The following is a 23206-nucleotide window of genomic DNA, read 5'->3' on the forward strand; positions in this document are numbered from 1 at the left end:
ACCTATCCGCCGCCCATGATGTTCGGCCACAGGCCGAGAACGCCGAACAGGATCAGGTAAAAGGCGACCACATAGTTCAAAAGGCGCGGCATGATGAGAATAAGGATGCCGGCGATCAGGGCGATCAGCGGCTGAATGGTGACGACGTTGATTTCCATCCAAGTTCCTCCAGGGTTCGATGTACCGGTATGGATGCCCCGAATGTGGAGCCTGGCGCCCCCTATGCGCGTAGAACGTGCGCGCGATGGTAACTGAGTCGGGGATTCTTGGGAACAGTGCGGGAGCCGGGTCTTCCTTGAGGGTTTTCCACCCAATTATTTGGCCGGTTCGGATCGGTTCGCGTTCAGATTGCTTGATGTGCGCGGCCCTGACGCTGCATGGTGCAAGGGTGGGCGGGCCTTCAAGGCCATGAGAAATTTCGCATCGGGATGGTGGGTATCGATGATCAGCTTTTGCAGAATTGCCTTGTTTTGTTTCGCTTCAGTGTTTTTGACGACGGTGAGTGCAACACAAACCGTTCTGGCGTCCGGGCTCATGGAGGCCTGCAAGGCCGACATTGCCTCCAATTGCAAGGGTGTAAGCGAGGGACGCGGCAGGATTTCAGCCTGCCTTTATGCCCACAGCAACAAGATATCCAAAATGTGCGAACCCGAGCTGACGAAAGTGACGACCAGCCGGATGTTCGAGCGCATGATACCGCATGAGGTCCGCAGCAAGAACGACACGGCCTATGAGGAAACTCTCAGAAAGACCTGTGCCGCCGACATCAAGGCCCATTGCGCCGATGTGAAGCCGGGTGAGGACCGGATCCTGGCGTGCCTCTACGGATGGACCAACCGTCTGAGCGGTCCCTGCCGGACCGAGGCCAAGACGGTTCTCGATCATCTGCAGTAGAAGAGTGTGGTGAGTCGATCAGAAACGCAGGTGTTCACAAAACACAGTCATGTGAGCTGAGTTAGTAGGTGCGAATGAGTACTTCTGAATGAGAATACCCATTGACATCGCAAATTGAGAGCACTAGAACAAAAAGAGAACATTTGAAAATAGCTGGAAGAAATACAAAGAGCTAAGCAGTCGCTGTCAGCGTTGCTAGACGAGCTGCGTTGATTTCATTTTCGCATACGCTCAGGTCAATGACGAATGCAAAACTCAACTGCCCATTCTGTGTCAGTGATTCCAGCGTGCCGTATTCGTGTAGGAAAATTTCTCGCCCATCGGTCACCAAATATTTCATTTGGTCCTTTGCTTGTGGGCCGAGTTTTGCCCGCATTGTTCGGAGCCCCTTGGCGAGCCGCCGTACTTCAACTCCAGATTGCAGAAGCCGTGCAATTACCTTTAGAGTGAGTAGGTCGCCAAAATTAAACTGCCGCGCCCTGCCTCGCCCTCGAGTTTTTGAAGCGGAAGGGCGAACAAATTTCTCCCGACACAGGTAGTCGAGCATTGTCAGGGTTACACCGGACAATTTCGCTGCTTCAGATGCTGTGAATGTCAAAATTGGCATAAATTTATTCATAGATCATAGCTGAACTATGAATTATGATACACCAATGAAACGAATTTGACGAGAGATTCGTTTGAGCAAGCAGGGCTCGTTCGGCTATGGTGAATACCGAAGCGGTGTGAAGCAGTGCCTACGACCCAGCGTAGGCTTTTAGACACCGGGAGATTGGCATGGCAAATAGATATGAAAAAGCAGAGTTGCTTGCGGCGCTCTGGCGGTTGGGGGTTGATGGTGACGAGAGAATTCCGACATCGCATGGAGTGCTTGATCGCGCATTGAAAGCATCACTGGCAGATCTGCCGGAAGCGCTCAAAAGCGATCTTACTTTTCGGGTAACAGGTGTGGGCCTCCGATGTTTTGAATTGCCATCCATTCTATTGGCAGCACAAGAGGCTGAGTTTACTACGGAGCCAAATCCCACTTACTTGAGCTCAGTGGTGAACTTGGATGAAGATCGTGCTCGACAGATCGTTGTCGGCCACGGATTGAGTACAAAGGAAGCACAGCGAATAGGCGCTCTGTTGAGGCATAATGCCGCAACTGCACGTAAAAGTAGCGAAGACATTTCAGATGTTTCTGCTGCATAATAGCAAATGAGCGGAAGCTGCCTGCGCAAGCGTCTTTTGAAAGAAGCTCCACACCTGGCTTCCGAAGCTAACTCATTGATGTCCGGTTGGCTGGCTGAACTTCATCGGCAACTTGAGACTGGCGACATACCAGAGTTTAGGCCAAAGCAGGTTAATGACCCTATCTGGGGAACCATTGAGTTACTGCCTTGGGAGGTAGCGCTACTCGATACACCATTGCTCCAACGAATGAGGGGCGTTCGTCAACTGGGACTTGCACACTTGGTGTTCCCTGGCGCAAGCCACGGACGCTTGGAGCATATAATCGGAGTGGTTGGTTCGATTGAAGAAGCGATGCGAGCACTCAGCCGCCAGATCGAGAGATGGAATCGCGACCAACCAGCCACACAACATATTGCTACGATCAGTAGCAGGGATCGTTATGCACTGCGTTTGGCAGCGTTGTTACATGACATCGGACATGGGCCATTTAGCCATGCATTGGAACCGGTACTCTTGGCTGAAGACCCTTTAGGCGGCTCTTCCACGCAATCTGAAGCAGTTGGCTGGCGAGAAGATATAGAACGTGCGCGCGAAACATTGTCTGATGAGTACACCTTAAATTACCCACCCTCAGTCTCTGAGATTATTGCAGTGTTTTTCGTAATGTCGGATGCTCTGCACAAAGTGTTCGCGAGCGACAAAATCCTTCGGGACCATAATTATTCTGCAACTGAGCTACAAGACGTCATCGTTGCGGCCATTATTGGAGCATTGGCAGGTCCAGGCGCTACACATCTATCAGCTTTGGTAAGCAGCCAAATTGATGCGGATAAACTGGATTATTTATCGCGTGATGCACATCACGCTGGTCTGGAAATTGGATTTGACACCGATCGACTACTTGCGAAACTTGAGATACTACGAGTCCGGCAAGACAACCTTGATGAAAATCTTGAGGATCTGCGGCAGCGAGCTGCTGAAAGCACCGATCAACTTTTCCTACAACTTGGTATTTCCGCATCCGGCTTCGGCTCATTCGAACAAATGCTGATTGGGCGAACATTCCTTTATGATCGCCTCTATCACCATCATAAAGTGCGTGCTGCCGAAGCCATGGCTCAGAGGCTCATACTGGTTGCAGAGAAAGAGCGCGCAAGGCGTTTCTCTTTGAGCGAGATTTTTCTTAGTGTTGATGATGACACCATATTGAGAATTTTGGCGGGGGAAGTCACTCACAATCAGCTTTCTGTGTCTTCAGCTTCGGCATCTACTTTGGCTCAAGACGTCCTCAACCGACGCTTGCTTCACAGGGCGTTCGCATTCAGAGGCCGGTTCATTGCTTCACCGCCGGGGTTAAGTGTTGATAGCGCTGATCAAAATCGCAGAGCTCTCTGGTCGCGTATCATTAAGGATCTCGACGGCCTGTCTTCTCGGTTCAAAATCGGCGAAGAAATATACGAAACCGCGCTCAGGTGCTGTGATGCGATAGAGGAAGCTGGAAATGACAAAGAAAAAATGCAGCGTTTCAGAGGCCGCCTAAAGGAAATCGGACCAGAGCAGATTATTGTGGATTTGCCCGGCAAGAAAGCGGAAGCTATTCGTGTTTTAGCACGATACCCGACGGGCACTATTCGCGTTCCAGAGTTTTCATTCAATCCAGTTAAGTGGTCTGACGCATATGACCTTCAAAAAAGAACCGGCTATGTTTTTTGTCCGCGTGATGTGGCTGCAATAGTCGGATTAGCATCTAAGATAGTTTTTCTCGGTCGCTATGGCGTTACTATGACGGAGGAAGCCGACGGATATATCAAGGCTTCTCAGGCACCAGATAACTGGATCGATCCGCTAAAACGGTCCGGGTTGGTCGATGAAACAATGGCGGACTACATCACAAATCGAAGATACTCGCTGTTGCAGTTGCGGCCGAGAGATCTGAAGTTGCCGGAACCGTGGCTTATAGAAGATCCGGATCTGGCAGTTACGCTGTCTAATGAAATCCAAAAATTATTACAGGGCGGCCTGACAGCGGAGCATCTGACAGCTTTTGGAAAGGTTCTTGAAGTACTCTTTGCATTCGTCGATGATTGGTATGCAGGACCGCAAATTTCGAGCGAACTAGAGGATGAAAACGCACTACAAGCCAAGCTACGAAGTGCTTTTCGGATAAGCTCTCTAATTGTTGAAGAAGGTTCAGTTCTCGGTGGTGGAAAGCTTGACTTAGCTGTTGAAAACTCGATCCTTGTTGAAAACAAGTTCAAGCACACAGCAGGTATTCCTGAAAAAGCATTTCCGGCTGCAGGAATGCAGGGTCGAAGATATGCGATCGCTTTAGGTTCGCAAGTGGTAATTGTTGTTGGCGCCCAGCGAGTTGAAGCCGGGGCATTGCCAAATAAATCTTCTTGCGTCTCTGTACGTCCGATTTTCAGTGGTGATCGCAATAGGGTAGAGATTAGATTTCTTCTGCCATTTGGTGCACCAATTCCATCACGAGAAAAGAAAGAAAACCCAACCAAGCCGTAAATTATTTGACAAAAGATCAGATAATTTTGGCAAATTCTGGACGGGTTAGTGGAGTGATTCTTAGATGTTACGTACTCGCAGCTGAGTAGCGCATCCCGGATGCAATAAGACTTCGGTCGTGTGCTATTGCCGACTTTTTGAGAAAATCTGGGGAGCAGGATTACATTCGAACTACGATCTCAACTTGCTAAGATCGCGCTGTACTTTAGTGATGCGTTTGTCGCTCCGGCGCCCGCCACGATCCGTCCTCGGCTTACTCCCAGATCACCAATTCAGGTCATGAGAACCTGCTGGCGGTCAATGCGATTGCTCGTTCCTGCCATCGCGGATTGCCTTGAAGGCATTGAGCAGATCGGCGCGGTTGTCGGCCACGAGGCTTTCCAGCGCCGCCACGCGTTCAGGCGTGAAATGGCCTTCCTTGTCCAGAATGTTGATCGTCCCCTGAACCAGCTCGTCATCTGAGACCGGGATATTCACGGCGGCTTCGCATCCCAGCGCATTGATCAGCGCATGGTCGGAGAAATAGGATGAAAATTCCGCCGTTTCATTGGCGACGAAGGTCTCGCCGCGCTCAAGAACGTGCCGCGTCCAGTCGTTCTCGCCCATGGGCTTGGTGCCGGTGACGGGGTAATCGTCCGGATGCGAGGAATAGGCCCGCCAGGCAAGCCCCGCAGTACGGTCGAGCAGTGTGACGGTGAAAAGCTGCGCGCCGCAGGCCGCCTTGGCTGCGGCGTGCAGAGCCGTGAAAGTATCCATGGGAATCATGTCTCGCGCGATTGTGGCGAGCCCGGGCGCGCATGGCGCCCGGGCATCAGTTCTTACTGCTTTTCAACGAGGCGGTAATAGACGTAGTCGGCATTGGCGCCGTTCACGAAGCCGGTGACCGCATCATCCATGGCGACCTGCTTGACCGCCTGGAACATGATCACGAAAGGCGCCTCTTCCTGCATGGCCTGCTGCAACTCGACATACATCTTGTTGCGGGCCTCGGGATCCTGCTCGGCCAGAGCCGCCTTGGTCTTTTCATTGATCTCCGCCGGAGGCATCCACGCATTGCGCCACGTCGTGGTCGAGACGTATTTGTCATCGGAATTGTCGGCGTTGTAGGCGAAAGCCTTGGCGTTGGAATGCGGGTCCATGAAGTCCGGTCCCCAATAGAGCAGCATGCCCTCATGGGTGCGCGCACGATACTTGGTGATGACCTGCGCACCGGTGCCCGGCAGGATCTCGAAGTTGATGCCGGCAGGGGCGAAGGTCTGCTGCAGGCTCGCTGCGATGTCGGTGAAGGGTTCGGCGTTGATCACGTCAAGCTCGATCGTCAACGGCAGTTCGACGCCTGCTTCCTCGAGAATGGCCTTGGCCTTTTCGGGGTCGTATTCGAACGGCGTTTCCGTCAGCGCACCGGGGAAGCCTTCGGGCCAGAACGCCTGATGCACTTCCATCTGCCCTTTCAGGAAACTGTCGGCCATGCCGTTGTAATCAACCAGATAGCGGGATGCTTCCCACAAGGCGGGGTTGGTCAGCGGTTCGTGTTTCTGGTTGAAGCTGAACCAGTGCACAGCGGTCTGCGGGTAGGTTTCCACCTTGATGTCCGCGTTGCCCGAAAGACCGGCGATCTGGTCGGGCGTCAGGTTCTTGGCCATGTCCACATCGCCCGACTCCAGAAGCAGGCGCTGGGTGGCAGCCTCCGGCACATGGCGGATCATGACGCGTTCGATCGCCGGTGCCGTGTTCCAGTAATTGGGGTTGGCCTGAAGCATCAGCACTTCACCCGGCGCATAGCGGGCCAGTGTGAACGGGCCGGTCCCGGCGCTGTTCTGGTTCAGCCAGGCATGACCCAGATCGCCATCCACCTCGTTGGCCATCGCGGTCTTGACGTCGACGACAGCAGCTGGGCGCGCAGCCAGCACGTTCAGGACAAAGGAGGGTGCGAAATCGCCGGCCCAGCGGACGGTCACGGTGTTGCCGTCGACGGTCACCATTTCCTCGATGTTTTCGGCGGTCCAGCCCAGGTTCTCAAGGATAAAGGCCGGGGCTTTCTGCAATACCAGGACACGTTTCCAGCTTTCCAGAACGTCTTCCCCGCGCAGCGGGTTGCCGGACGAGAACTTGACGCCATCGCGCAGCTCGAATGTCACTGTCTTGGCTGCGGCATCGATATCCCAGCTTTTTGCCAACCCGGGAGCCAGCTTGGTGGTGTCATCAGCATCGTACTGAACAAGCTGGTCATAGGTATTGGCGACATATTCACCCGAGGTGAATTCATAGGCCGAGGCCGGATCGATCGTCACGATGTCATCGATGTTCTGCGCGATGACCAGCGCGTTGGCGGGCGTGTCGGCCACCGCCGGCACCGCGGACAGCGCAAACACGCTGACGGCCGCCGCCGCGATGAGATTCGGTATGTGTTTCATCAGTCTCTCCCTTTGGTGTTGTTGTTGGAATTGGCCGAGGGCCTTGGCCCAAGCAGCCTTGGTGAAGTGCCCGTCCACAACAATTTGGCCGGGCCGTTACCGATATTGGCGAAGGCGTGGGGCGTATCCCCCATGAAGTGCAGGCTGTCGCCGGGATGCAAAACGAACTGCGCCCCGTCCAGCGATTGGCGAACCGTTCCCTGCAGCACGTAGATCAGCTCTTCGCCGAAATGCGCGGTCACCTCGGACGCGTAGTGTTCGGGGATATGTATGATGAGCGACGAAATCGTACCGCCCGGAAGGGTGGTCGACACATGCTCGTAGGACAGGGATGAATCGTCCAGCGCGAATTGCGGCCGCTCGCCCTCGCGCGTTACGCTGTCAGACGGTTTGGGATTGGAGACGAAGACATCAACGCCCACACCCAATGTCGCGGCGAGGCTGGCCAGCGTCCCCAGGCTTGGTGTGGCTTTACCGCGTTCCACCTGGCTCAGGAAACCAACCGAGATGCCTGCCTGATCCGCCAGTACCTGCAATGTCAGGTTGGCCTTGCGGCGCATATCGCGAATGCGCCCGCCAAATGCCGGGGGGCGGGCGTAGTCCAATTTCGTCATGTGTTCAGACGCAGGGCTCCAAATAATAATTGTGATGTTAGTAAAAAAATTTTGATGGGTCAAAGCACCTTTGCTAACCATAAGTAAAGGGAGTCCATATTGACCCGAGTCCTGCCCGCCGCTCAGTTCCTGCTGACCTTGGCCGTAACCTTCCTCGGTCTGCTGGCGATCACATTCGTGATCGGCCGCGTGGTCCCCATTGACCCGGTGGTGGCCGTCGTCGGTGACCGCGCCAGTATCGAGACATACAACGCGACGAAAGAGGCGATGGGGCTCGACGATCCGCTGGTGGTGCAGTTCGCCCGTTATGTCGGCCAGGTGGCTCAGGGAGAGCTTGGCACGTCCGTCTCGACCGGTCGCCCGGTGGCGGAGGACCTGGCCCGCGTTTTTCCCGCCACATTCGAGATGGCGACGCTTGGCATCATCATCGGCGTGGCGCTCGGCGTTCCGATGGGCGTGTTCGCGGCGGCGCGTCAGGGGCGGATGGCGGATCAGATCATCCGCGTCATCGGTCTGGCGGGCTACGCCATTCCTGCCTTCTGGCTGGGCCTGATCGGTCTGGTGATCTTCTATGCCCATCTGCGCTGGGTCGGCGGGCCGGGGCGGATTGATTTTTTCCTGGATGGCATGGTGCCCACGCACACCGGTCTGCTGCTCGTCGACAGCCTTATTGACGGAAACCTGGAGGCATTCAGAAGCGCTCTGTCGCACATCATCCTGCCCGCCACCATCCTTGGCTTTTTCGCCCTGGCCTATATTGCGCGGATGACGCGCAGTTTCATGCTCGAGCAGCTCGGGCAGGAATTCATCACCACCGCCCGCGTCAAGGGCGTGCCGGAACGGCTGATCCTGTGGAGACATGCGTTCCGGCCCATACGCGTGCAACTGATCACGGTCATCGGCCTGAGCTATGCCGGCCTGCTCGAAGGCTCTGTCATGATCGAAACGGTTTTCAGCTGGCCGGGCATTGGCAACTATCTGACGACGGCGCTGCTGAACGCCGACATGAACGCCGTATTGGGCGCGACGCTGGTGATCGGGGCTGTCTTCGTCGGGATCAACAAAGGGTCCGACGCGCTCTACCGCCTGCTGGATCCGAGGGCACGCGCATGATCACACGAGGCTGGCTATTGTCGGATGATCCCGAAACCCGGATGCAGGCGCGGCTGGGGGTCTCCTATCGGCTGGCGCGGGACCTCATGCGCAACCCGCTGGCGATGGTCGGGCTGATGATCATCCTCGCTCTTTTGCTGGTGGCGGCCTTCGCTCCGTGGCTTGCTCCCTATTCTCCCGTCGAAGGGACGCTGGCCGACCGTCTGCAGCCGCCTTCGGCCGCCCATTGGATGGGTACCGACGAACTGGGCCGGGATATCCTGTCCCGCGTGATCTATGGCGCACGCATCACCTTGATGATCGTGTTGCTGGTGGCGATCATATCGGCCCCTCTCGGGCTGCTGATCGGAACGGTCGCGGGTTATTTCGGCGGTTGGGTGGATCGCGTGCTGATGGGGCTGACCGACATCTTCCTGTCCCTGCCCCGGCTGGTTCTGGCGCTGGCCTTTGTGGCCGCGCTCGGTCCGGGGATCGAAAACGCGGTGATTGCCATCGCGATTGCCGCCTGGCCCGTCTATGCCCGGATCGCCCGCGCCGAAGTGCTGACCTTTCGCAATTCCGAGTTTCTCGACGCGATCCGGATGCAGGGCGCCTCGCGGCTGCGTATCATCGCGCGCCATGTCATGCCGCTCTGCATTTCCTCGACCATTGTCCGCGTTACGCTCGATATGGCCGGCATCATCCTGACAGCGGCGGGCCTCGGCTTTCTGGGCCTGGGCGCGCAACCGCCCCTGCCCGAATGGGGCGCTATGATTTCACGCGGGCGCTCCTTCATACTGGATCAGTGGTGGGTGGCCACCATGCCGGGCTTTGCCATCGTCATCGTATCTTTAGGGTTCTGCCTGTTCGGCGACGGTCTGCGCGACGTGCTGGACCCGAAACAAAGGTCGCGCGGATGAGCCTTTTGTCGGTGGAAAATCTGCGCGTCACCTTTCCGACGGATCACGGGCCTGCCGATGTCGTGCGCGGCTTGAGCTTCACCCTGGGGCGGGAGCGGCTGGGGATCGTCGGCGAGAGCGGATCGGGCAAGAGCATGACGGGCCGGGCCATCATGGGCCTTGTTCCGGCACCGGGAAAAGTGACAGCCGATCAGTTGATGTTCAACGGCAAGGATTTGCGCGGCCTGTCCGAAGATGAAAGGCGCGACCTGCGGGGCACCGCGATGTCGATGGTGCTGCAGGACCCGAAGTTCAGCCTGAACCCGGTGATCAGGATCGGCGAGCAGATTGAAGAAGCCATGGCCGTTCACGGCACGCTCGGCAGGCGCGAGCGCCGCGAGCGGGCGCTTGAAGCCCTGACCGCCGTGCGCATCAAGGACCCGGAGCGTGTGGCGCGTCTTTTTCCGCATGAAGTGTCCGGCGGGATGGGCCAACGGGTCATGATCGCGATGATGGTGGTGCTTGAGCCCGCCCTGATGATCGCCGACGAGCCCACAAGCGCGCTGGATGTTTCGGTGCGCGGCCAGGTGCTCGACATACTTGCCGATCTCGTGTCGCGGCGCGGCATGGGTCTGATCCTGATCTCGCACGATCTCAACATGGTCGCGCGCTGGTGCGACCGTATCCTCGTGATGTATCGCGGGGAGATTGTCGAAGAGATCGCTTCCGGCGCGCTGATGGATGCACAACATCCCTACACGCGCGGCCTGGTGGCCAGCCTGCCGACAATAGACGAAACCCGCGACCGTCTGCCGGTGCTGGACCGGGGCAAGCTATGATCCACGTCAAGGACCTGTCCGTCAGTTTCAGCGATGTGCGTGTCCTGCACGATGTCTCGTTCGATGTCGCAACGGGCGAAAGCTTCGCGCTTGTCGGGGAATCGGGTTCGGGAAAGTCGACCATCCTGAAGGCACTGGCGGGCCAACTGCCGGCGTTCACCGGGACCTTGAGGATCGGTGAGGATAACGACACCGATCGGCCATTCTCGGCCCGCGACCGCGCGCGCCAGGTTCAGATGGTGTTCCAGGACCCCTATGGCAGCCTGCATCCGCGCCGCACCATCGACGACACGCTCAACGAGCCGCTGCTGATCCACGGACTGCCGGACCGCGACAGCAAGGTCATCGCCATGCTGGACGCGGTCGGCCTGCCGCGACGGTTCCGGTTCCGCCTGCCGCATCAGCTGTCCGGCGGGCAACGCCAGCGCGTCGCGATTGCCCGTGCGCTCATGCTGAACCCGCCTGTCCTGCTGCTGGACGAGCCCACCAGCGCCCTTGACGTGAGCGTGCAGGCGGAAATTCTGAACCTGCTCAAATCGCTGCGGGAAGAAAAAAACCTGACCTTCCTGCTGGTCACCCATGATTTGCCCGTCGTCAGCTTTCTGTGTGACCGGCTGGCAATTCTGCACGCGGGCCGCATCGTTGAAACGGCGAACACGGAAGCCCTTCGGTCCGGACAGTTGTCGTCGTCCTACGGGCAGGAGCTATTTCAGCGGTCCGTCTACGGCTGACGCGGGAATTGATGCGGATGCCGATTGCGATTGTCCAGGCCTGTCATCTTGCTCTAAACCAGCAATCCGGCAGCACGATCTCGTCTCGTGACGCAACGTTTGGCCGATCCAGATGGTGGGGAAAGGTGTGCGCCGGCGATTTCTGCTCGATCCGATCGTTTCGCAGAAACGTAAATTCCATGACTGAGGGAATCTCGAGTCCGTGAAATTCAATCACGGGCGTGTTGTTGTTCGGGTGCAGATGCACCACGGTGTGGTTTCTGAGCAGTTTGTCAAACACGGCTTTTGCAAAACGAAACCCTGTCCTGCCCAAAAACAAAGGCAGGTCGTGAAACTCAACAACCATTATCCGGAAACGGGACAGAACGTCCTCCGGGACATCGAGAATGACGTCGTATTCGGTCCCTTCAATATCCATCTGCAGGATCAGATCATCGTCCGGGGCACATCCCGATGTCTCCACCCAGTCGCCCAGCCTGATGGTCGCCTCGTCATTTGTCGTCCCGACAAATTTCTTTTCAAAGCTGAAATGCGGATTCGGGCTGGCCGGTCCCTCGACGGAATGGTCGGCCAGAAAGGAGCGAATGTCGCGTTTTGCAAGATCTGTTTCGAATTCGCTGACGTCTCCGACGCCGGGTGAAAAGCAAGCCAGTATCCCTTCGAGATCATCCGGCACAAGATATCCGCCGTCCGTATCGCCGCCCAACCGGATCAAACGGTGCTGCGTTGTAACCGGTCGGAGCGATTTGAGAAGCTGGTTCAGGACCTGATGACCGACCCAGCGTTCGACCAGAAAGCCCTTGCGTTTGACATACCAGCGTACAACTCTCGTGGATCCCACTTCGCGCGCCCATTGCAAGCATCGATAAAATTGTGTTTCGAGCTAAAGACAATAATGTGAGAAATACAAGCTGGACCGGCGCTTGTTCCACGGCCGGTTGGCCGGGATCGGACTTGCCGGCTGCGGCTTTGACCAGGGCTCTGCGCTAGACTGGATGGAAGTCCTCACGTCACTTCAGTTGTCTTCGCCGCTGCTCCCACATCCATTTTGACGCCGATTGGCAACTTTGTGGAGTGTCAAGTCGTCTTAGAAAACTAGAAATCTGTTTTGTGTTTCTTGTGAACTAGCTCGACCAAAAAATCATATGTACCCTCTAGGGCCCAATCCTTACGGCTAGCCTTTATTGTGACATTGCAGCAGTCGATGACAAAGGTACGTCCGGATAACAACGCGCCATTGTTATCCAGTCGTAATTCCAATCCCATTTTGTCAGTAATTGCCTGTAGCTCTTCCATTAGCCTGTACAATGCCGCTGTTTCCGTGGCCATCTGCCGGACGTCCAAACTAAGCAATAGTCGAGTTGCAACGTGAGCGTCACCCTCGATCGAATAAGACAATTGATTGGCGAACGCACCCTTTTCCAAATCAACATAGTTGGAACTTGCGCGCCATTCTTCCCCGCCTGACCAGAGTTGTTTGTAATGGTGGGGGCGCAGAGCTTCGTCCCTCGGGAATTTCATGGCTGCGAACGGAGACCAGCCATCCTCCACTGGGATTTCCGGTGGCTTAGCTTCAACAGCCCGTCGCATCTTCACAACGGAAAATGTGCTGTCGAGATCAGATATCGTTTGTATGTCAGCAATGGCAACTTCATGAAACCAGCGGTTTAAGCCGTCCAAGTCAAACGCATAGTGCCATAGGGCACATCTTTTCGCGCTGCTCCTGAGGGAGGCATCCTTTAATTGGAAGTTTAAGCCAATAAAGCGAGTCTCGAAGGTGATCAAAGTGATCAGCGCAAAATGGAATGGAAGAATCAGAAGGGACAGTAAGATGGGAAGTAGGAAGTCTTTCAGCGTTCGCGTATTCCAGAAACTGTCTGGATCAAACCAGATCGATGTAAATCCAATAATCAGAAGCGATAGTCCAAAGACTGAGAGCAAAGTGTTTAAGAACCTTGTGGCAAACTCGTTCTCTGGCTTCCCTTCTGAAACCGACAAAAGCAGCACCAAAAAAGTTAAAACTGGCAAAATGAGTAATTCCACCATCAGATTGAACGTCTGAAACGTCACAACATATTCAACGAAAATAATGACGCCAAGTTGGCTACGAATTGCTTTTGACAAGAGTTTCCTCGTGTCGCGCAGAGAAATCACCTCGAAGATACCCGCTATGCCGGCGCCTATGGTCCATAAGATCGTCGCCTTCAGCAGGGATATATCCCAAACCCCAATCAACCAAAGGAGGTATGAAATCGCCGCAACGTAAACGAACAAACCTACGAAAATAAACAAGATCTTGGGGCTAACGAACGCCTTGAGAACACTTACCAAGGCAGAGCGGAGTTCCGCTTTCAGCGCAAAGAACAGAAATATGGGTATTATCCATATGAGCAGCGCAATATCCCGATTTGTCAGAAAATCCACAAAGTATCACCTCGGCATATTTTGATATCCAGATAGGCACTGCATGTGAGCTTTAGCTTAGCGCTTACGGGTCGTCTGCTTCGGTCTCGAAACAAATAGGGCTCAAGTGTAGCGATTGGCGAGTTCTGAAAGGCGGGGCTACAAAGCCTCCAGCGGCTCGACGGTTCCGTCTCGTGGCCGCCCAGCCTTATTTAATGAATTGGAATGACGCGTACTCGATCGGTGCTATTGTTTTTGCGCCCGAATATCATCAATAACCTGTCTTACCGCGTCGATCATTTTGAGTGCAAAGCCTTTGTGATAGAATAGCTCTTTATGCTCGTGCGAATATCGGAATTCCTCGAATCCTTTGCTGATGACGTCCATCTGGTCTTTATAGTCGTCAAGTGTCCAGTGATAGATGTTTCTCATATGGATCTCGGCTATTTTGGTCTGTACGTCGGGCGGTAGCTTCTCAAAAAGTTCCCTGATGTTGTGACCTCGCTGCCGCCGACCTAGCGCTTCGAACACGGCTTTCACGAACAGCTCGACCGAGAACGCTAGACATACAAAATCCGAAACCCCGATATGCTCATCCGTTGCATAGCAGACTTGATCAACAGATGGACTGTCTGAATGGTCAAGGTTTTGTCTCTGCGCGCGACGCTTCTGCTCGGCTTGTAGCGCCGCCTCGTTTCGTTCAAGAATGCGGTATGCGTTAAGAAAAAACTGCGCTTGGGTAGTGATCGCCATAGCCCACCTTACCGTCTCGAAAGCTTGAGTACTACATGATGTACCTTCGGTGCTCCGTGACGCTGAGCGGCCCGTCGGTGGCAGGAAAGCGGACACTCTTACGTTGCGTTGGTATCGACGCTTTGGGTTCGATCAGGGACTTTCGACGCAATCACACACTGATGTCGGCTATGGGGCTAACGGATTGCTGCCTAGTGAATTCTCAGCACCGAATACAAGTGCCACAAATATTCCACGTCAACGCTTAGTTCCCGAATCCGGATTGAAACAGGCGGCTCTGTTAGCTGCCGCAAACGCACGGTATCTGGCGTTCCGGTGGAGACATTCACGATCTTGCTGGTTGGATTTGCTGGTCCTCCCAACTCACCGATATCTGGTTCTTTGGTGGACACCCACGGGAAAATCGCAAGCTGCTCAATATTCACCTGCGACGCAAACAACTGTTTTTATTTGGAAAACTGGAGCGGGCGATGAGATTCGAACTCACGACCCCAACCTTGGCAAGGTTGTGCTCTACCCCTGAGCTACGCCCGCTCGGCTTTGCCGGTATCTGATGCAACCGACTGGGGTATCGATGCGGGGCGTGCCCCGCGTCCGGCGCTATATGGCGCAAGCCGGCGACAAATGCAACAGGAAAATGAATCGAAACGGCGGCCCGGTTTTCGATTGCGATTTCGGCGCGCGCGCCCTATCACATGCCGCTGAGAAAGGCCACATCAGGGCAGGAAAAGCCGATGAGCGAAAGCACCGCAGCCGTGCCGCCGAAAACCGACGAGGAGCTGTTCGCGGCGCTCGACGAAATGGGCATCGCACACAGGACCAGGACCCATCCGCCGGTCTTCACGGTTTCCGAATCGCAGTCGCTGCGCGACGAGATTCCGGGCGGCCATACAAAGAACCTGTTCCTGAAGGACAAGAAGGACAATTTCTTTCTTGTCACGGTCGAAGAGGATGCGCAGATCGACCTGAAGACGATCCATCCGCTGATCGGCGCAAGGAGCCGCGTTTCCTTCGGCAAGCCGGACAGGCTGATGGAATTTCTCGGCGTTATACCGGGTGCCGTGACGTCCTTCGGGGTCATGAACGACACGCAGGGCCGGGTGCAGATGGTGCTGGACGAGGCGTTGCTGGAGCACGAGATCATCAACGCGCACCCGCTGCGCAACGATGCGACGACATCCGTCGCGCGTGACGATCTGCTGCGCTTCCTTGAAGCGACGGGCCATAAACCGCTAATAGTGGCGCTGAGCGGGCGCAACGAAGGCGCATCTTGAAATTGCGCGTCTCCTGGCCGATTTTCCGGGGACGGCACACAATATTGCGGCCCGCGGGCCGAGCAGAGACCGGAGAGACCTGATGCAGGACGGCGACAATCCCTATGGCGGCTCCTTTGGAAACCAGATGGGCGGCACGGTGAGCTTCGGCGACGGCCAGTCGCCGGAGCCGGCGCAGCCGGCCGGGCAGGCGGGCGGGCCGCTGATCAAGGACACGACGACGGCGGCGTTCACCACGGATGTGATTGCCGAATCGAACAACCAGCCCGTGCTGGTCGATTTCTGGGCGCCGTGGTGCGGACCGTGCAAGCAGCTCGGCCCGATCATCGAGAAGGTGGTCACCGAACAGGGCGGCCGGGTCAAGCTGGTCAAGCTGAATATCGACGATCATCCGGCGATCCCCGGTCAGATGGGCATCCAGTCGATCCCTGCCGTGGTGGCATTTTCCGGCGGAAAGCCGGTCGATGCCTTCATGGGCGCGGTGCCGGAAAGCCAGATCAAGCAGTTCATCGACAAGCTGGTGAAGGAAAACGGCGCGCCGGATATCGATGCGTTCCTCGCCGAGGGCCGCGCCGCGCTCGATAGCGGCGACGTCAATCTGGCGGCGCAGATCTTCGGCTCCATCCTTCAGGAGCAGCCGGACAATGCCAAGGCGATGGCCGGCATGGCCGAGTGCATGCTTGCGGCAGGCCAGGCGGACCGTGCGAAGGAGCTGATCAACGGCCTCGACGAGGAGCAGAAGAAGGTGCCGGAGGTGGCCAGCCTGCTCGCCCGCTTTGCGCTGGAAGAAGAGATTTCGAGCCTCGGCGATCCCGAGCAGCTCAAGGCACGGCTTGACGCCAATCCGGATGACCACGAGGCGCGCTTCGACATGGCGAAGATCCTCAATGTCCAGGGCGCGCGTGAAGAGGCGGCCGAGCAGCTTTTGCACATCATGAAGGCGGACCGGCAATGGCAGGATGACGGTGCGCGCAAGCAGTTGCTGACGTTTTTCGAGGCCTGGGGCCCGACCGATCCGGCGACCCTTGCCGCGCGGCGCAAGTTGTCGTCCTTGATGTTCTCCTGATGCGGCGGGCGGTTGTCGGCACAAAAGACCTTGAGAATTGCGTGATCAGCACCAATTCCTCTACAATATCGCGTTAAAACCAAGGTCAGTGACGTTGCAAGCAGGAAATGTACATTACCGGACCGAGAAGGACATTCCGGCCAACGTTGCCCTGTTTCCGCTTTCCGGGGCCCTGCTGCTGCCCTGCGGGCAGATGCCGCTGAATATATTCGAGCCCCGCTATCTTGCCATGATCGACGATGTCATCGCGGCGAAGCGCCTTGTTGCCATCATCCAGCCGCGCTTCGATCTTTCCGGTAATGTGGAAAGCGGCGACAATCCGCCGCTTTGCTCGGTCGGAACGCTCGGGCGCATCACGTCGCTTTCGGAAACCGGCGACGGACGCTACATCATCTCGCTGGTCGGCATATGCCGGTTCCGTCTGCTTGAGGAACTGCCGATCAGGAAGGGCTACCGCCAGGGGCGCATCGCGCCCTTCCTCAACGATCTTTCTGCGGACAATGGCGAAGACAGCGTCAACCGCGAGGCGCTGCTCGAGAGCTTCCGCGCCTATCTGGAGGCCAACCAGCTCGAGGCCGACTGGGAAAGCGTCGGCCAGGCGAGCAACGCGACGCTGGTCAACACCATGTCGATGATGGCGCCCTACGGGCCGGCCGAGAAACAGGCGCTTCTGGAGGCGCCGGACCTGAAGACCCGCGCCGATACCCTGATCGCGATCACGGAGATCGCCCTGGCGCGCGACAGCGACGACTATGATACGGTGCTGCAGTAGATTCGTTTGCACGCACGACAAGACCACGCCATGCCAGACACACGCCCATCCGCCACGATCGACAGCAAGCTGCTCGAACTGCTCGTCTGTCCGCTGACCAAGGACCGGCTGGACCTGGACGAGGAGAACAACGAACTGATCTCCCTGTCGGCGGGGCTTGCCTATCCGATCCGCGACGGCATTCCGATCATGCTGCCGTCTGAGGCACGGCCGCTCGATGATGACGAGAGGGCGGCCCACAAGGCGGGAGCATAGGCCTTGTCAAAGCGCGGCGATCAGAAAAGGCAGCAATTGCTGGCAGCCGCGGCAAACCGGTTCTGGCGCCATGGCTATGGAAGCACGAGCCTTGCCGACATCGCCAAGGATGCCGGTGTGCCGCTCGGCAATGTCTATTATTATTTCCGCACCAAGCAGGACATCGCCACCGGCGTCGCCGATATCTTCGTCGCCGAGACGCAAGACATGCTCGAAGAGGTCGCGGAGGCCGAGGCGGATCCACGGCGGCGGGTGCTCGGCCTGTTGCGCCGGCTGTCGCAATCGAGCCGCAGCCGCGTTGACCATGGCTGCCCGATCGCGCTCGCGGTGCGCGATTTCCGCTCGGAGGCGCCGAAGGCCTCGGCGCGGGCGGCCGAATCCTTCGAGCTGCTCACCGGTTTCATCGGCCGCGAATTGCAGCGCACCGGCTCGCGACCGTCCGTCGCGCTCGCCAAGGCGCGCGAAATCGTGGTCGAATGGCAGGGCGGCATTTCGCTCGCCCATGCGCTGGGCGACGCGACGGTGCTGGCCGAAAGCTTCCGCCGCGCCGAGCAGCGGCTGATTCAAATCTAGACAAGCTTGATGGACACGCTCTAACAGCAGGCGCTCGCCTTCCGCTCGCCGGAGGCCAGACCCGCGCTGAGGTCGCCGCCGCGCCCGAGAAAGGTCTCTTCGGACAGATAGAACGCAGAAAACGCATCTTCGAAATCGGCCGCGACCGAACGGTCGCCGATGCCGGTCTGCACCAGATGTTTTTGCCATTTCTTTAGTTTCGGACGGCCGTCGAGAAAGTCGTAACCGGTGCGGCGTTCGATGATGTCGGCGCGGTGCAGCAGCACCAGCCAGGCGATGTCGACCATGCCGATGGCGTCACCGTTGAAATAGCGCGTGTCGCCAAGCTGTTTCTCCACGCTGTCAAAGGTCTTGGCAAGCTTGGCCGACCGCTCTTCGAGCGCGATGGCGTCGGGGCTGCGCTGCGCGCCGCACTGGACGAGGTAGTTTTTCGCGGCGAGATAGCTCCAGGCCCGGTTGGCCGCCTTCTGTTCAAGCGAGATGTCCGGCTGTAGCGGCGGAAAGGCTTCTTCCAGATATTCGACAATGGCGTCCGATTCGAAAAGCGCCGTGCCGCTATCGGTGATCAGTACGGGAACCTGGCCATTTGGAGAGATGTCCAGGAACCACTGCGGCTTGTCTTTCAAGCTTATATATTCGAGCTCGTAGTCGATGCCTTTTGCTTCCAGCAGTGCCGTTACCCTTTGCACGAACGGGCAGATCTTGAAGCTGACGATTTTCATCCCGGTTCTCCAGTCTTGTGCCTCGGTGGACTTGATTGTCCGCGTCCGATGGCGATATATTCCCAATAATTCAACATTTCAAGAGATATTGAAATATGAAAGAAGACTCAGCTCTGAAAATGTTCGCGGCGCTTTCCCAGGAAACGCGGCTTCGCATTGTGCGCCATCTGGTCGAATGCGGAACGGAGGGCGCTTCGGCAGGTGAAATCGGAGAGAAGGTCGGGGCGATCTCCTCGCGTGCCTCCTTCCACCTCTCGGCGCTGGAACAGGCGGGGATCGTCACGTCGGAGCGGCAGTCGCGAAACATCGTCTACCGCGCCGATTACGCAGCGCTGGGCGGGCTCGTGTCCTTCCTTCTCGACGATTGCTGCGGCAAGCACCCCGATGTCGTGGCCTGCTGCGATTTCAGCGATTGCTGTTGAGCGCTGCGGGCGGCAGCGTCAGTCGAGCGTGCGCTTGTAGCGCAGCATGGCCAGCACCGAAACGGCGACCAGAATGATCAGGAGTGCGCGCAGATCCGGCACGATGTCGGAAAGGTCCGCGCCCTTGAGCATGATCTTGCGGATGACGCGCATGAAATGGGTGCTTGGCAGCAGCGTTCCGAGGACCTGCGCCCATCCGGGCATGGCGGCGAAGGGAAACATGAAGCCGGACAGAAGGATCGAGGGCAGCAGATAGAAGAACGACATCTGCATGGCCTGCATCTGGTTCCTGGCGACCGTGGAAAAGAGGAAGCCGAGCGCCAGGTTGACGATGATGAATATGTTGAGACCGAGCAGGAACGGCGCCACGGGACCGGCAAAGGGCACGCTGAAGACCCAGAAGGCCAGGATGAAGAAGACGCAGGTCTGCACATAGCCGATCAGCACATAGGGAATGATCTTGCCGAGCATGACCTCCGGCGCCCGCGCCGGCGTCGAAAGCAGGGTCTCCATGGTGCCGCGCTCGCTCTCGCGGACGATGGCGATCGCCGTGATCATCACCATGGTCATGGAGATGATGATCGCGAGCAGTCCCGGAACGATGTTGTAGCTGGTCCTGGCGGCGGGGTTGTAGCGCTGATGGGCGATCACCGAGAAGGCGTCCTGCGTGCCCGCAAGGTAGGACAGCGGCCCGATCGCCAGATTGTTGACGGTGTTCGCGGCCAGAACCGAAAGCGCCGCCGACGCCGACCCGGACGTGGCCGGATCGGAGGCATCGGCGGCGACCAGAAGCGCCGGCTTTTCGCCACGAACGATGTCGCGCTCGAAATCTTCCGGGATGGTGACGACGAAGGTCGCCTCGCCCGTCTTCAGCGCCCGGTCGACCTCGGTGCTGTTGGCGACGGTTCCACGAATGTCGAAATAGGTGGAGGTCTGCATCGCGGCGAGGAAGCCGCGTGTGAAGGGGCCTGTGTCATGCACCTCGACCAGGGTCGGCAAATGGCGCGGGTCGGAATTGATGGCAAAGCCGAACAGCATGAGCTGGACGATCGGAATGACGATCATCATGGCGAATGTCATGCGGTCGCGCCGCATCTGGATGAATTCCTTCATCAGGATCGCCAGGAATCGGCTGGACGACAGGGCCATCTCAGGCGGCCTCCTGTCCTGCCGCGAAATTGTCGGTCGAGCCGCTCATGAGGTGGATGAACACCTCTTCCAGCCCGGCCGGTTGCTGCTTCCATGTGTAGCGCTTGTCCTTGAGGAAGGGCTTGATGGCCGCTTCGAGCTTTTGCGCATCCATGCCGGAGACATGCAGCGCCGAGCCGAAGCGCGCCACCTGCTCGATGCCGTCCTTGCCGTGGAGCTGCGTCGCCAGTTCAGCCAGATCCGGGCCCTCGACCCGCCAGGTGGCGAGGCCCACCATTTCCGGGATCTTCCGCGCCGGCCCGTCGATCAGCTTCTTGCCATAGGCGATATAGGCGATGTTGTCGCACTGGATGGCCTCGTCCATGTAGTGGGTCGAGACCAGCACCGTGACGCCATCGTCGGAAAGGCGGCGGATCTCGTCCCAGAAATCGCGGCGCGCCTTCGGATCGACACCCGCCGTCGGCTCGTCGAGCAGCAGCAGATCGGGCTGATGCAAGAGGCAGGCGGCGAGCGCCAGGCGCTGTTTCCAGCCGCCGGAGAGTTCGCCGGCCTGCTGGTGCGACCGGTTGGCAAGACCAAGGTCCTCGAGCGCCGCATCCACCTTTCGCTTGCGGTCCTTCACCCGGTACATGCGGGCCATGAAATCGAGATTCTCGCGGATGGTCAGGTCCTCATAGAGCGAGAATTTCTGCGTCATGTAGCCGACATGCTCCTTGATGTTGTCGGACTGGCGCAGAATGTCATAGCCGAGGCAGGTTCCGGAGCCGGCATCCGGCGTCAGCAGGCCGCACAGCATGCGGATCGTCGTCGTCTTGCCGCTGCCGTTCGGGCCCAGAAAGCCGTAGATCGCGCCTTTCGGAACCGAGATGTCGAAATGATCGACGACGGTCTTGTCGCCGAATTTCTTCACCAGCCCGTTGACCTCGATGACCGGCGTTGTGCCGTTGCCGCTCATTTTGCCACCGTCACGTCGATCGGCTGGCCGGGCAGCAGGGTGGTCGGCTCGTCGGGCAGGGCCTCGGCCATGAAAACCAGCTTGGAGCGTTCCTCGAGGCTGTAGATGACCGGCGGCGTGTATTCGGCCGACGAGGAAATATAAGTGATGCGGGCGGCGATCGGTTCCTTGCAATTGTCGCAGCCGATCATGACTTTCCCGCCGACGGCAAGACCTGCCCGGTCGGGCTCGCCGACATAGAAGCGGAACTTGATCTCGCCGGGCGGCAGGATCGAAACCACCGGCATGCCCGCCTGCACATATTCGCCGGGCAGATAATAGGTCTGCTGCACATAGCCGCCGGCTGGCGCCGTCAGCGCACGGTCATTAAGCTTGATGCGGGCGCTGTCGACGGCAAGCTCCGAGGATTTGACCGACTGGCGCGCCTCGTCAAGCTGGGCGCTGCGGGCCGGCAGGCGCGCGACCCGCAGATTGGCGCGCTGTTCGCCGACGGTCGCGGCGGCCTGATCGAGCGTTGCCGCCGCCTGGTCGAGCTGGCTCGGCGAGACGAAATCGTTGACCGAAAGCTCCTTGTAGCGCTCGTAATCCGCCTGGGCGAGATCGAGACTGGCTTCCGCGTTGCGCAGCTGTTCCTCGATGACGGCGATTTCCTCGGGCCGCTTGCCGGTGCTCTCATCGATCAGCTTGGAGCGGGCGATCATCAGGTCGGCCTCGGCCTGGCCAAGGGCGATCAGTTGCTGGTCGGCATCCAGCGAGAACAGCGCCTGACCGGCCTCGACCGTGTCGCCGCGGTTGACATCGAGGCTCTCCAGAACGCCGCTCTCCTTGGGCGCGACATAGACATATTCGCCTTCGACATAGCCGAAATAGCGATTGTCGGGCGGATCGGCCGCGCCGGGCCAGATGGCGGTGTAAAGGGCGACGATCCAGGCATAGACGGTGTCCATGTCAGCCTCCCGCCCGCGGCCTGAGCAGGCCGTTCATGAGGATGTCGAAATGGCTTTCGATGAAATCCTGGGGCGTGGTTTGCGCGTCCTCATCGATCCTGAAGATCTGGGTCAGCAGCATATGGGCAAGCAGCGGACCCATGACGTTGCGGATGGCGAGATGCGCGTCGACCGGCCGGAACTGACCGGTCGCGATGCCCTTCTGGAGGATCAGCTCGAGGGCGCCGATGCCCTTGTCGATCACCTGGCGGCGGTAGGTTTCGGCAAGCTCGGGAAACCGCCCGGCCTCCTGCAGGACAATGCGCGGCAATGCCATTGTGTCCGGGTCCGAAAGCCTGGCGGCGATGACCGACAGGACGGCCTTCAACAGCACTGCCGGATCCTCGTGGGAGGTCCTGGCCAGATCCTCGGTGCGATCGGCGATCGGCGCAATCGCCCGCTTCACCAGCGATTCGAAGATGTCTTCCTTGCTCGGAAAGTAGCGATAGATGGCGCCCTTCGACAGGCCGGCCTCGCTGGCAATGTCCTCCACCTTGGTGGCCGCAAAGCCGTTGCGGGCAAAGAGCGTCAGCGCCGCATCAAGGACTTCATCGGGCCTGTCCTCGGCGCGTCGGCGCCATTTCGGTTTCGTTTCGGCGGCATTCATGGGTTCGCTCTTTAGTAAATGACTGGTCATTTACTTATATGGTTTGTGCGCACTACAAGTCAAGTCCGGAAGAAAGATTATCTATTTCAA

General features: G+C 57.8%; 27 protein-coding genes, 1 tRNA gene and 1 pseudogene. 14 read left to right on the top strand and 15 right to left on the bottom strand.

The window, feature by feature from the left end:
- Positions 1-2 precede the first annotated feature (2 nt).
- Both OOZ53_RS08795 and OOZ53_RS08800 read right to left on the bottom strand, forming a co-directional pair.
- A complete protein-coding gene (locus tag OOZ53_RS08795) occupies positions 3-158 on the bottom strand; it encodes a DUF3096 domain-containing protein (protein WP_271089070.1) in 156 nt (51 codons plus the stop codon).
- Between the two features lie 156 nt (positions 159-314).
- Entirely contained in the window at positions 315-536 is a 222-nt protein-coding gene (locus OOZ53_RS08800) for a hypothetical protein (protein WP_271089071.1), read from the bottom strand.
- On the opposite strand from OOZ53_RS08800, the pseudogene OOZ53_RS26535 reads away from it, so the two are divergent.
- Both OOZ53_RS26535 and OOZ53_RS08805 read left to right on the top strand, forming a co-directional pair.
- Positions 535-579, top strand: a pseudogene (locus tag OOZ53_RS26535) (hypothetical protein); the annotation flags it as partial. The gene OOZ53_RS08800 and the pseudogene OOZ53_RS26535 sit on opposite strands and share 2 nt — an antisense overlap.
- A gap of 60 nt (positions 580-639) precedes the next feature.
- A complete protein-coding gene (locus OOZ53_RS08805; RefSeq protein ID WP_271089072.1) occupies positions 640-894 on the top strand; it encodes a cysteine rich repeat-containing protein in 255 nt (84 codons plus the stop codon).
- A 172-nt stretch (positions 895-1066) separates the two neighbouring features.
- Here OOZ53_RS08805 and OOZ53_RS08810 read toward each other — a convergent pair whose 3' ends face one another.
- Positions 1067-1513: a MerR family transcriptional regulator gene (locus tag OOZ53_RS08810; protein ID WP_271089073.1), complete on the bottom strand. Its 447-nt coding sequence runs from the start codon at positions 1511-1513 to the stop codon at positions 1067-1069.
- Between the two features lie 158 nt (positions 1514-1671).
- Here OOZ53_RS08810 and OOZ53_RS08815 point away from each other — a divergent pair, with 158 nt between their 5' ends.
- Together OOZ53_RS08815 and OOZ53_RS08820 are read left to right on the top strand one after the other, a co-directional pair.
- Entirely contained in the window at positions 1672-2088 is a 417-nt protein-coding gene (locus tag OOZ53_RS08815; protein WP_271089074.1) for a hypothetical protein, read from the top strand.
- 6 nt (positions 2089-2094) lie between these two features.
- A complete protein-coding gene (locus OOZ53_RS08820) occupies positions 2095-4590 on the top strand; it encodes an HD domain-containing protein (protein WP_271089075.1) in 2496 nt (831 codons plus the stop codon).
- A 297-nt stretch (positions 4591-4887) separates the two neighbouring features.
- Here OOZ53_RS08820 and OOZ53_RS08825 read toward each other — a convergent pair whose 3' ends face one another.
- The 3 genes from OOZ53_RS08825 to OOZ53_RS08835 all read right to left on the bottom strand — a co-directional run bounded on the left by OOZ53_RS08825 (position 4888) and on the right by OOZ53_RS08835 (position 7618).
- On the bottom strand, positions 4888-5346 hold the full coding sequence (locus OOZ53_RS08825) for a GAF domain-containing protein (protein ID WP_271089076.1): 459 nt from the start codon (positions 5344-5346) through the stop codon (positions 4888-4890).
- 62 nt (positions 5347-5408) lie between these two features.
- On the bottom strand, positions 5409-7004 hold the full coding sequence (locus OOZ53_RS08830) for an ABC transporter substrate-binding protein (RefSeq protein ID WP_271089077.1): 1596 nt from the start codon (positions 7002-7004) through the stop codon (positions 5409-5411).
- A complete protein-coding gene (locus OOZ53_RS08835; protein ID WP_271089078.1) occupies positions 7004-7618 on the bottom strand; it encodes a helix-turn-helix domain-containing protein in 615 nt (204 codons plus the stop codon). The genes OOZ53_RS08830 and OOZ53_RS08835 overlap by 1 nt, the downstream gene beginning before the upstream one ends.
- Before the next feature lie 99 nt (positions 7619-7717).
- On the opposite strand from OOZ53_RS08835, the gene OOZ53_RS08840 reads away from it, so the two are divergent.
- Genes OOZ53_RS08840 through OOZ53_RS08855 form a run of 4 tightly spaced genes read left to right on the top strand, consistent with a single transcriptional unit; the run spans position 7718 to position 11179 of the window.
- On the top strand, positions 7718-8731 hold the full coding sequence (locus OOZ53_RS08840) for an ABC transporter permease (RefSeq protein ID WP_271089079.1): 1014 nt from the start codon (positions 7718-7720) through the stop codon (positions 8729-8731).
- A complete protein-coding gene (locus tag OOZ53_RS08845; protein WP_271089080.1) occupies positions 8728-9630 on the top strand; it encodes an ABC transporter permease in 903 nt (300 codons plus the stop codon). Before OOZ53_RS08840 ends, OOZ53_RS08845 begins: the two co-directional genes overlap by 4 nt.
- The gene (locus tag OOZ53_RS08850; protein ID WP_271089081.1) at positions 9627-10448 is read left to right on the top strand and encodes an ABC transporter ATP-binding protein; all 822 of its coding nucleotides are present in this window, start codon (positions 9627-9629) and stop codon (positions 10446-10448) included. Before OOZ53_RS08845 ends, OOZ53_RS08850 begins: the two co-directional genes overlap by 4 nt.
- Positions 10445-11179 carry an ABC transporter ATP-binding protein gene (locus OOZ53_RS08855; RefSeq protein WP_271089082.1) on the top strand — a complete coding sequence of 245 codons (735 nt, stop codon included), beginning with the start codon at positions 10445-10447 and terminating at the stop codon, positions 11177-11179. The genes OOZ53_RS08850 and OOZ53_RS08855 overlap by 4 nt, the downstream gene beginning before the upstream one ends.
- A 43-nt stretch (positions 11180-11222) precedes the next feature.
- Here OOZ53_RS08855 and OOZ53_RS08860 read toward each other — a convergent pair whose 3' ends face one another.
- The 4 genes from OOZ53_RS08860 to OOZ53_RS08875 form a co-directional block, all read right to left on the bottom strand.
- Entirely contained in the window at positions 11223-12020 is a 798-nt protein-coding gene (locus OOZ53_RS08860) for an FkbM family methyltransferase (RefSeq protein ID WP_271089083.1), read from the bottom strand.
- 254 nt (positions 12021-12274) lie between these two features.
- Positions 12275-13603: a hypothetical protein gene (locus OOZ53_RS08865; RefSeq protein ID WP_271089084.1), complete on the bottom strand. Its 1329-nt coding sequence runs from the start codon at positions 13601-13603 to the stop codon at positions 12275-12277.
- Between the two features lie 225 nt (positions 13604-13828).
- On the bottom strand, positions 13829-14335 hold the full coding sequence (locus OOZ53_RS08870; protein WP_271089085.1) for a HEPN domain-containing protein: 507 nt from the start codon (positions 14333-14335) through the stop codon (positions 13829-13831).
- A gap of 459 nt (positions 14336-14794) precedes the next feature.
- Positions 14795-14869, bottom strand: a tRNA-Gly gene (locus OOZ53_RS08875).
- A gap of 200 nt (positions 14870-15069) precedes the next feature.
- Here OOZ53_RS08875 and OOZ53_RS08880 point away from each other — a divergent pair.
- The 5 genes from OOZ53_RS08880 (at position 15070) to OOZ53_RS08900 (ending at position 18275) form a co-directional block, all read left to right on the top strand.
- Positions 15070-15609: a prolyl-tRNA synthetase associated domain-containing protein gene (locus OOZ53_RS08880; RefSeq protein ID WP_271089086.1), complete on the top strand. Its 540-nt coding sequence runs from the start codon at positions 15070-15072 to the stop codon at positions 15607-15609.
- A gap of 82 nt (positions 15610-15691) precedes the next feature.
- Positions 15692-16675 carry a thioredoxin gene (gene trxA / locus OOZ53_RS08885; RefSeq protein WP_271089087.1) on the top strand — a complete coding sequence of 328 codons (984 nt, stop codon included), beginning with the start codon at positions 15692-15694 and terminating at the stop codon, positions 16673-16675.
- A 94-nt stretch (positions 16676-16769) separates the two neighbouring features.
- Positions 16770-17447, top strand: coding sequence for an LON peptidase substrate-binding domain-containing protein (locus tag OOZ53_RS08890; protein ID WP_271089088.1), 678 nt, complete (start codon positions 16770-16772; stop codon positions 17445-17447).
- 30 nt (positions 17448-17477) lie between these two features.
- Positions 17478-17702, top strand: a complete 225-nt coding sequence (locus OOZ53_RS08895; protein ID WP_271089089.1) for a Trm112 family protein — start codon at positions 17478-17480, stop codon at positions 17700-17702.
- Positions 17703-17705: 3 nt separating this feature from the next.
- Positions 17706-18275: a TetR/AcrR family transcriptional regulator gene (locus OOZ53_RS08900; RefSeq protein ID WP_271089090.1), complete on the top strand. Its 570-nt coding sequence runs from the start codon at positions 17706-17708 to the stop codon at positions 18273-18275.
- 20 nt (positions 18276-18295) lie between these two features.
- Here the strand turns inward: OOZ53_RS08900 and OOZ53_RS08905 are convergent, their stop codons facing one another.
- Complete coding sequence (locus OOZ53_RS08905; RefSeq protein WP_271089091.1) at positions 18296-18997, bottom strand: glutathione S-transferase family protein; 702 nt, start codon at positions 18995-18997, stop codon at positions 18296-18298.
- A gap of 95 nt (positions 18998-19092) precedes the next feature.
- Here OOZ53_RS08905 and OOZ53_RS08910 point away from each other — a divergent pair, with 95 nt between their 5' ends.
- Positions 19093-19419 carry an ArsR/SmtB family transcription factor gene (locus tag OOZ53_RS08910; RefSeq protein ID WP_271089092.1) on the top strand — a complete coding sequence of 109 codons (327 nt, stop codon included), beginning with the start codon at positions 19093-19095 and terminating at the stop codon, positions 19417-19419.
- Positions 19420-19437: 18 nt separating this feature from the next.
- Here the strand turns inward: OOZ53_RS08910 and OOZ53_RS08915 are convergent, their stop codons facing one another.
- From OOZ53_RS08915 to OOZ53_RS08930, 4 genes are read right to left on the bottom strand one after another with little or no spacing between them, the layout of a single operon-like run.
- Positions 19438-20568 (bottom strand): ABC transporter permease, encoded by a 1131-nt coding sequence (locus OOZ53_RS08915; RefSeq protein WP_271089093.1) that lies wholly within the window; start codon positions 20566-20568, stop codon positions 19438-19440.
- Position 20569: 1 nt separating this feature from the next.
- A complete protein-coding gene (locus tag OOZ53_RS08920; RefSeq protein ID WP_271089094.1) occupies positions 20570-21523 on the bottom strand; it encodes an ABC transporter ATP-binding protein in 954 nt (317 codons plus the stop codon).
- Positions 21520-22470, bottom strand: a complete 951-nt coding sequence (locus OOZ53_RS08925; protein WP_271089095.1) for an HlyD family secretion protein — start codon at positions 22468-22470, stop codon at positions 21520-21522. The genes OOZ53_RS08920 and OOZ53_RS08925 overlap by 4 nt, the downstream gene beginning before the upstream one ends.
- A gap of 1 nt (position 22471) precedes the next feature.
- Positions 22472-23116 (bottom strand): TetR/AcrR family transcriptional regulator, encoded by a 645-nt coding sequence (locus OOZ53_RS08930; protein WP_271089096.1) that lies wholly within the window; start codon positions 23114-23116, stop codon positions 22472-22474.
- Positions 23117-23206 lie beyond the last annotated feature (90 nt).

This window comes from Allohoeflea poritis, from assembly GCF_027889715.1.
GTDB lineage: Bacteria > Pseudomonadota > Alphaproteobacteria > Rhizobiales > Rhizobiaceae > Hoeflea_A > Hoeflea_A poritis.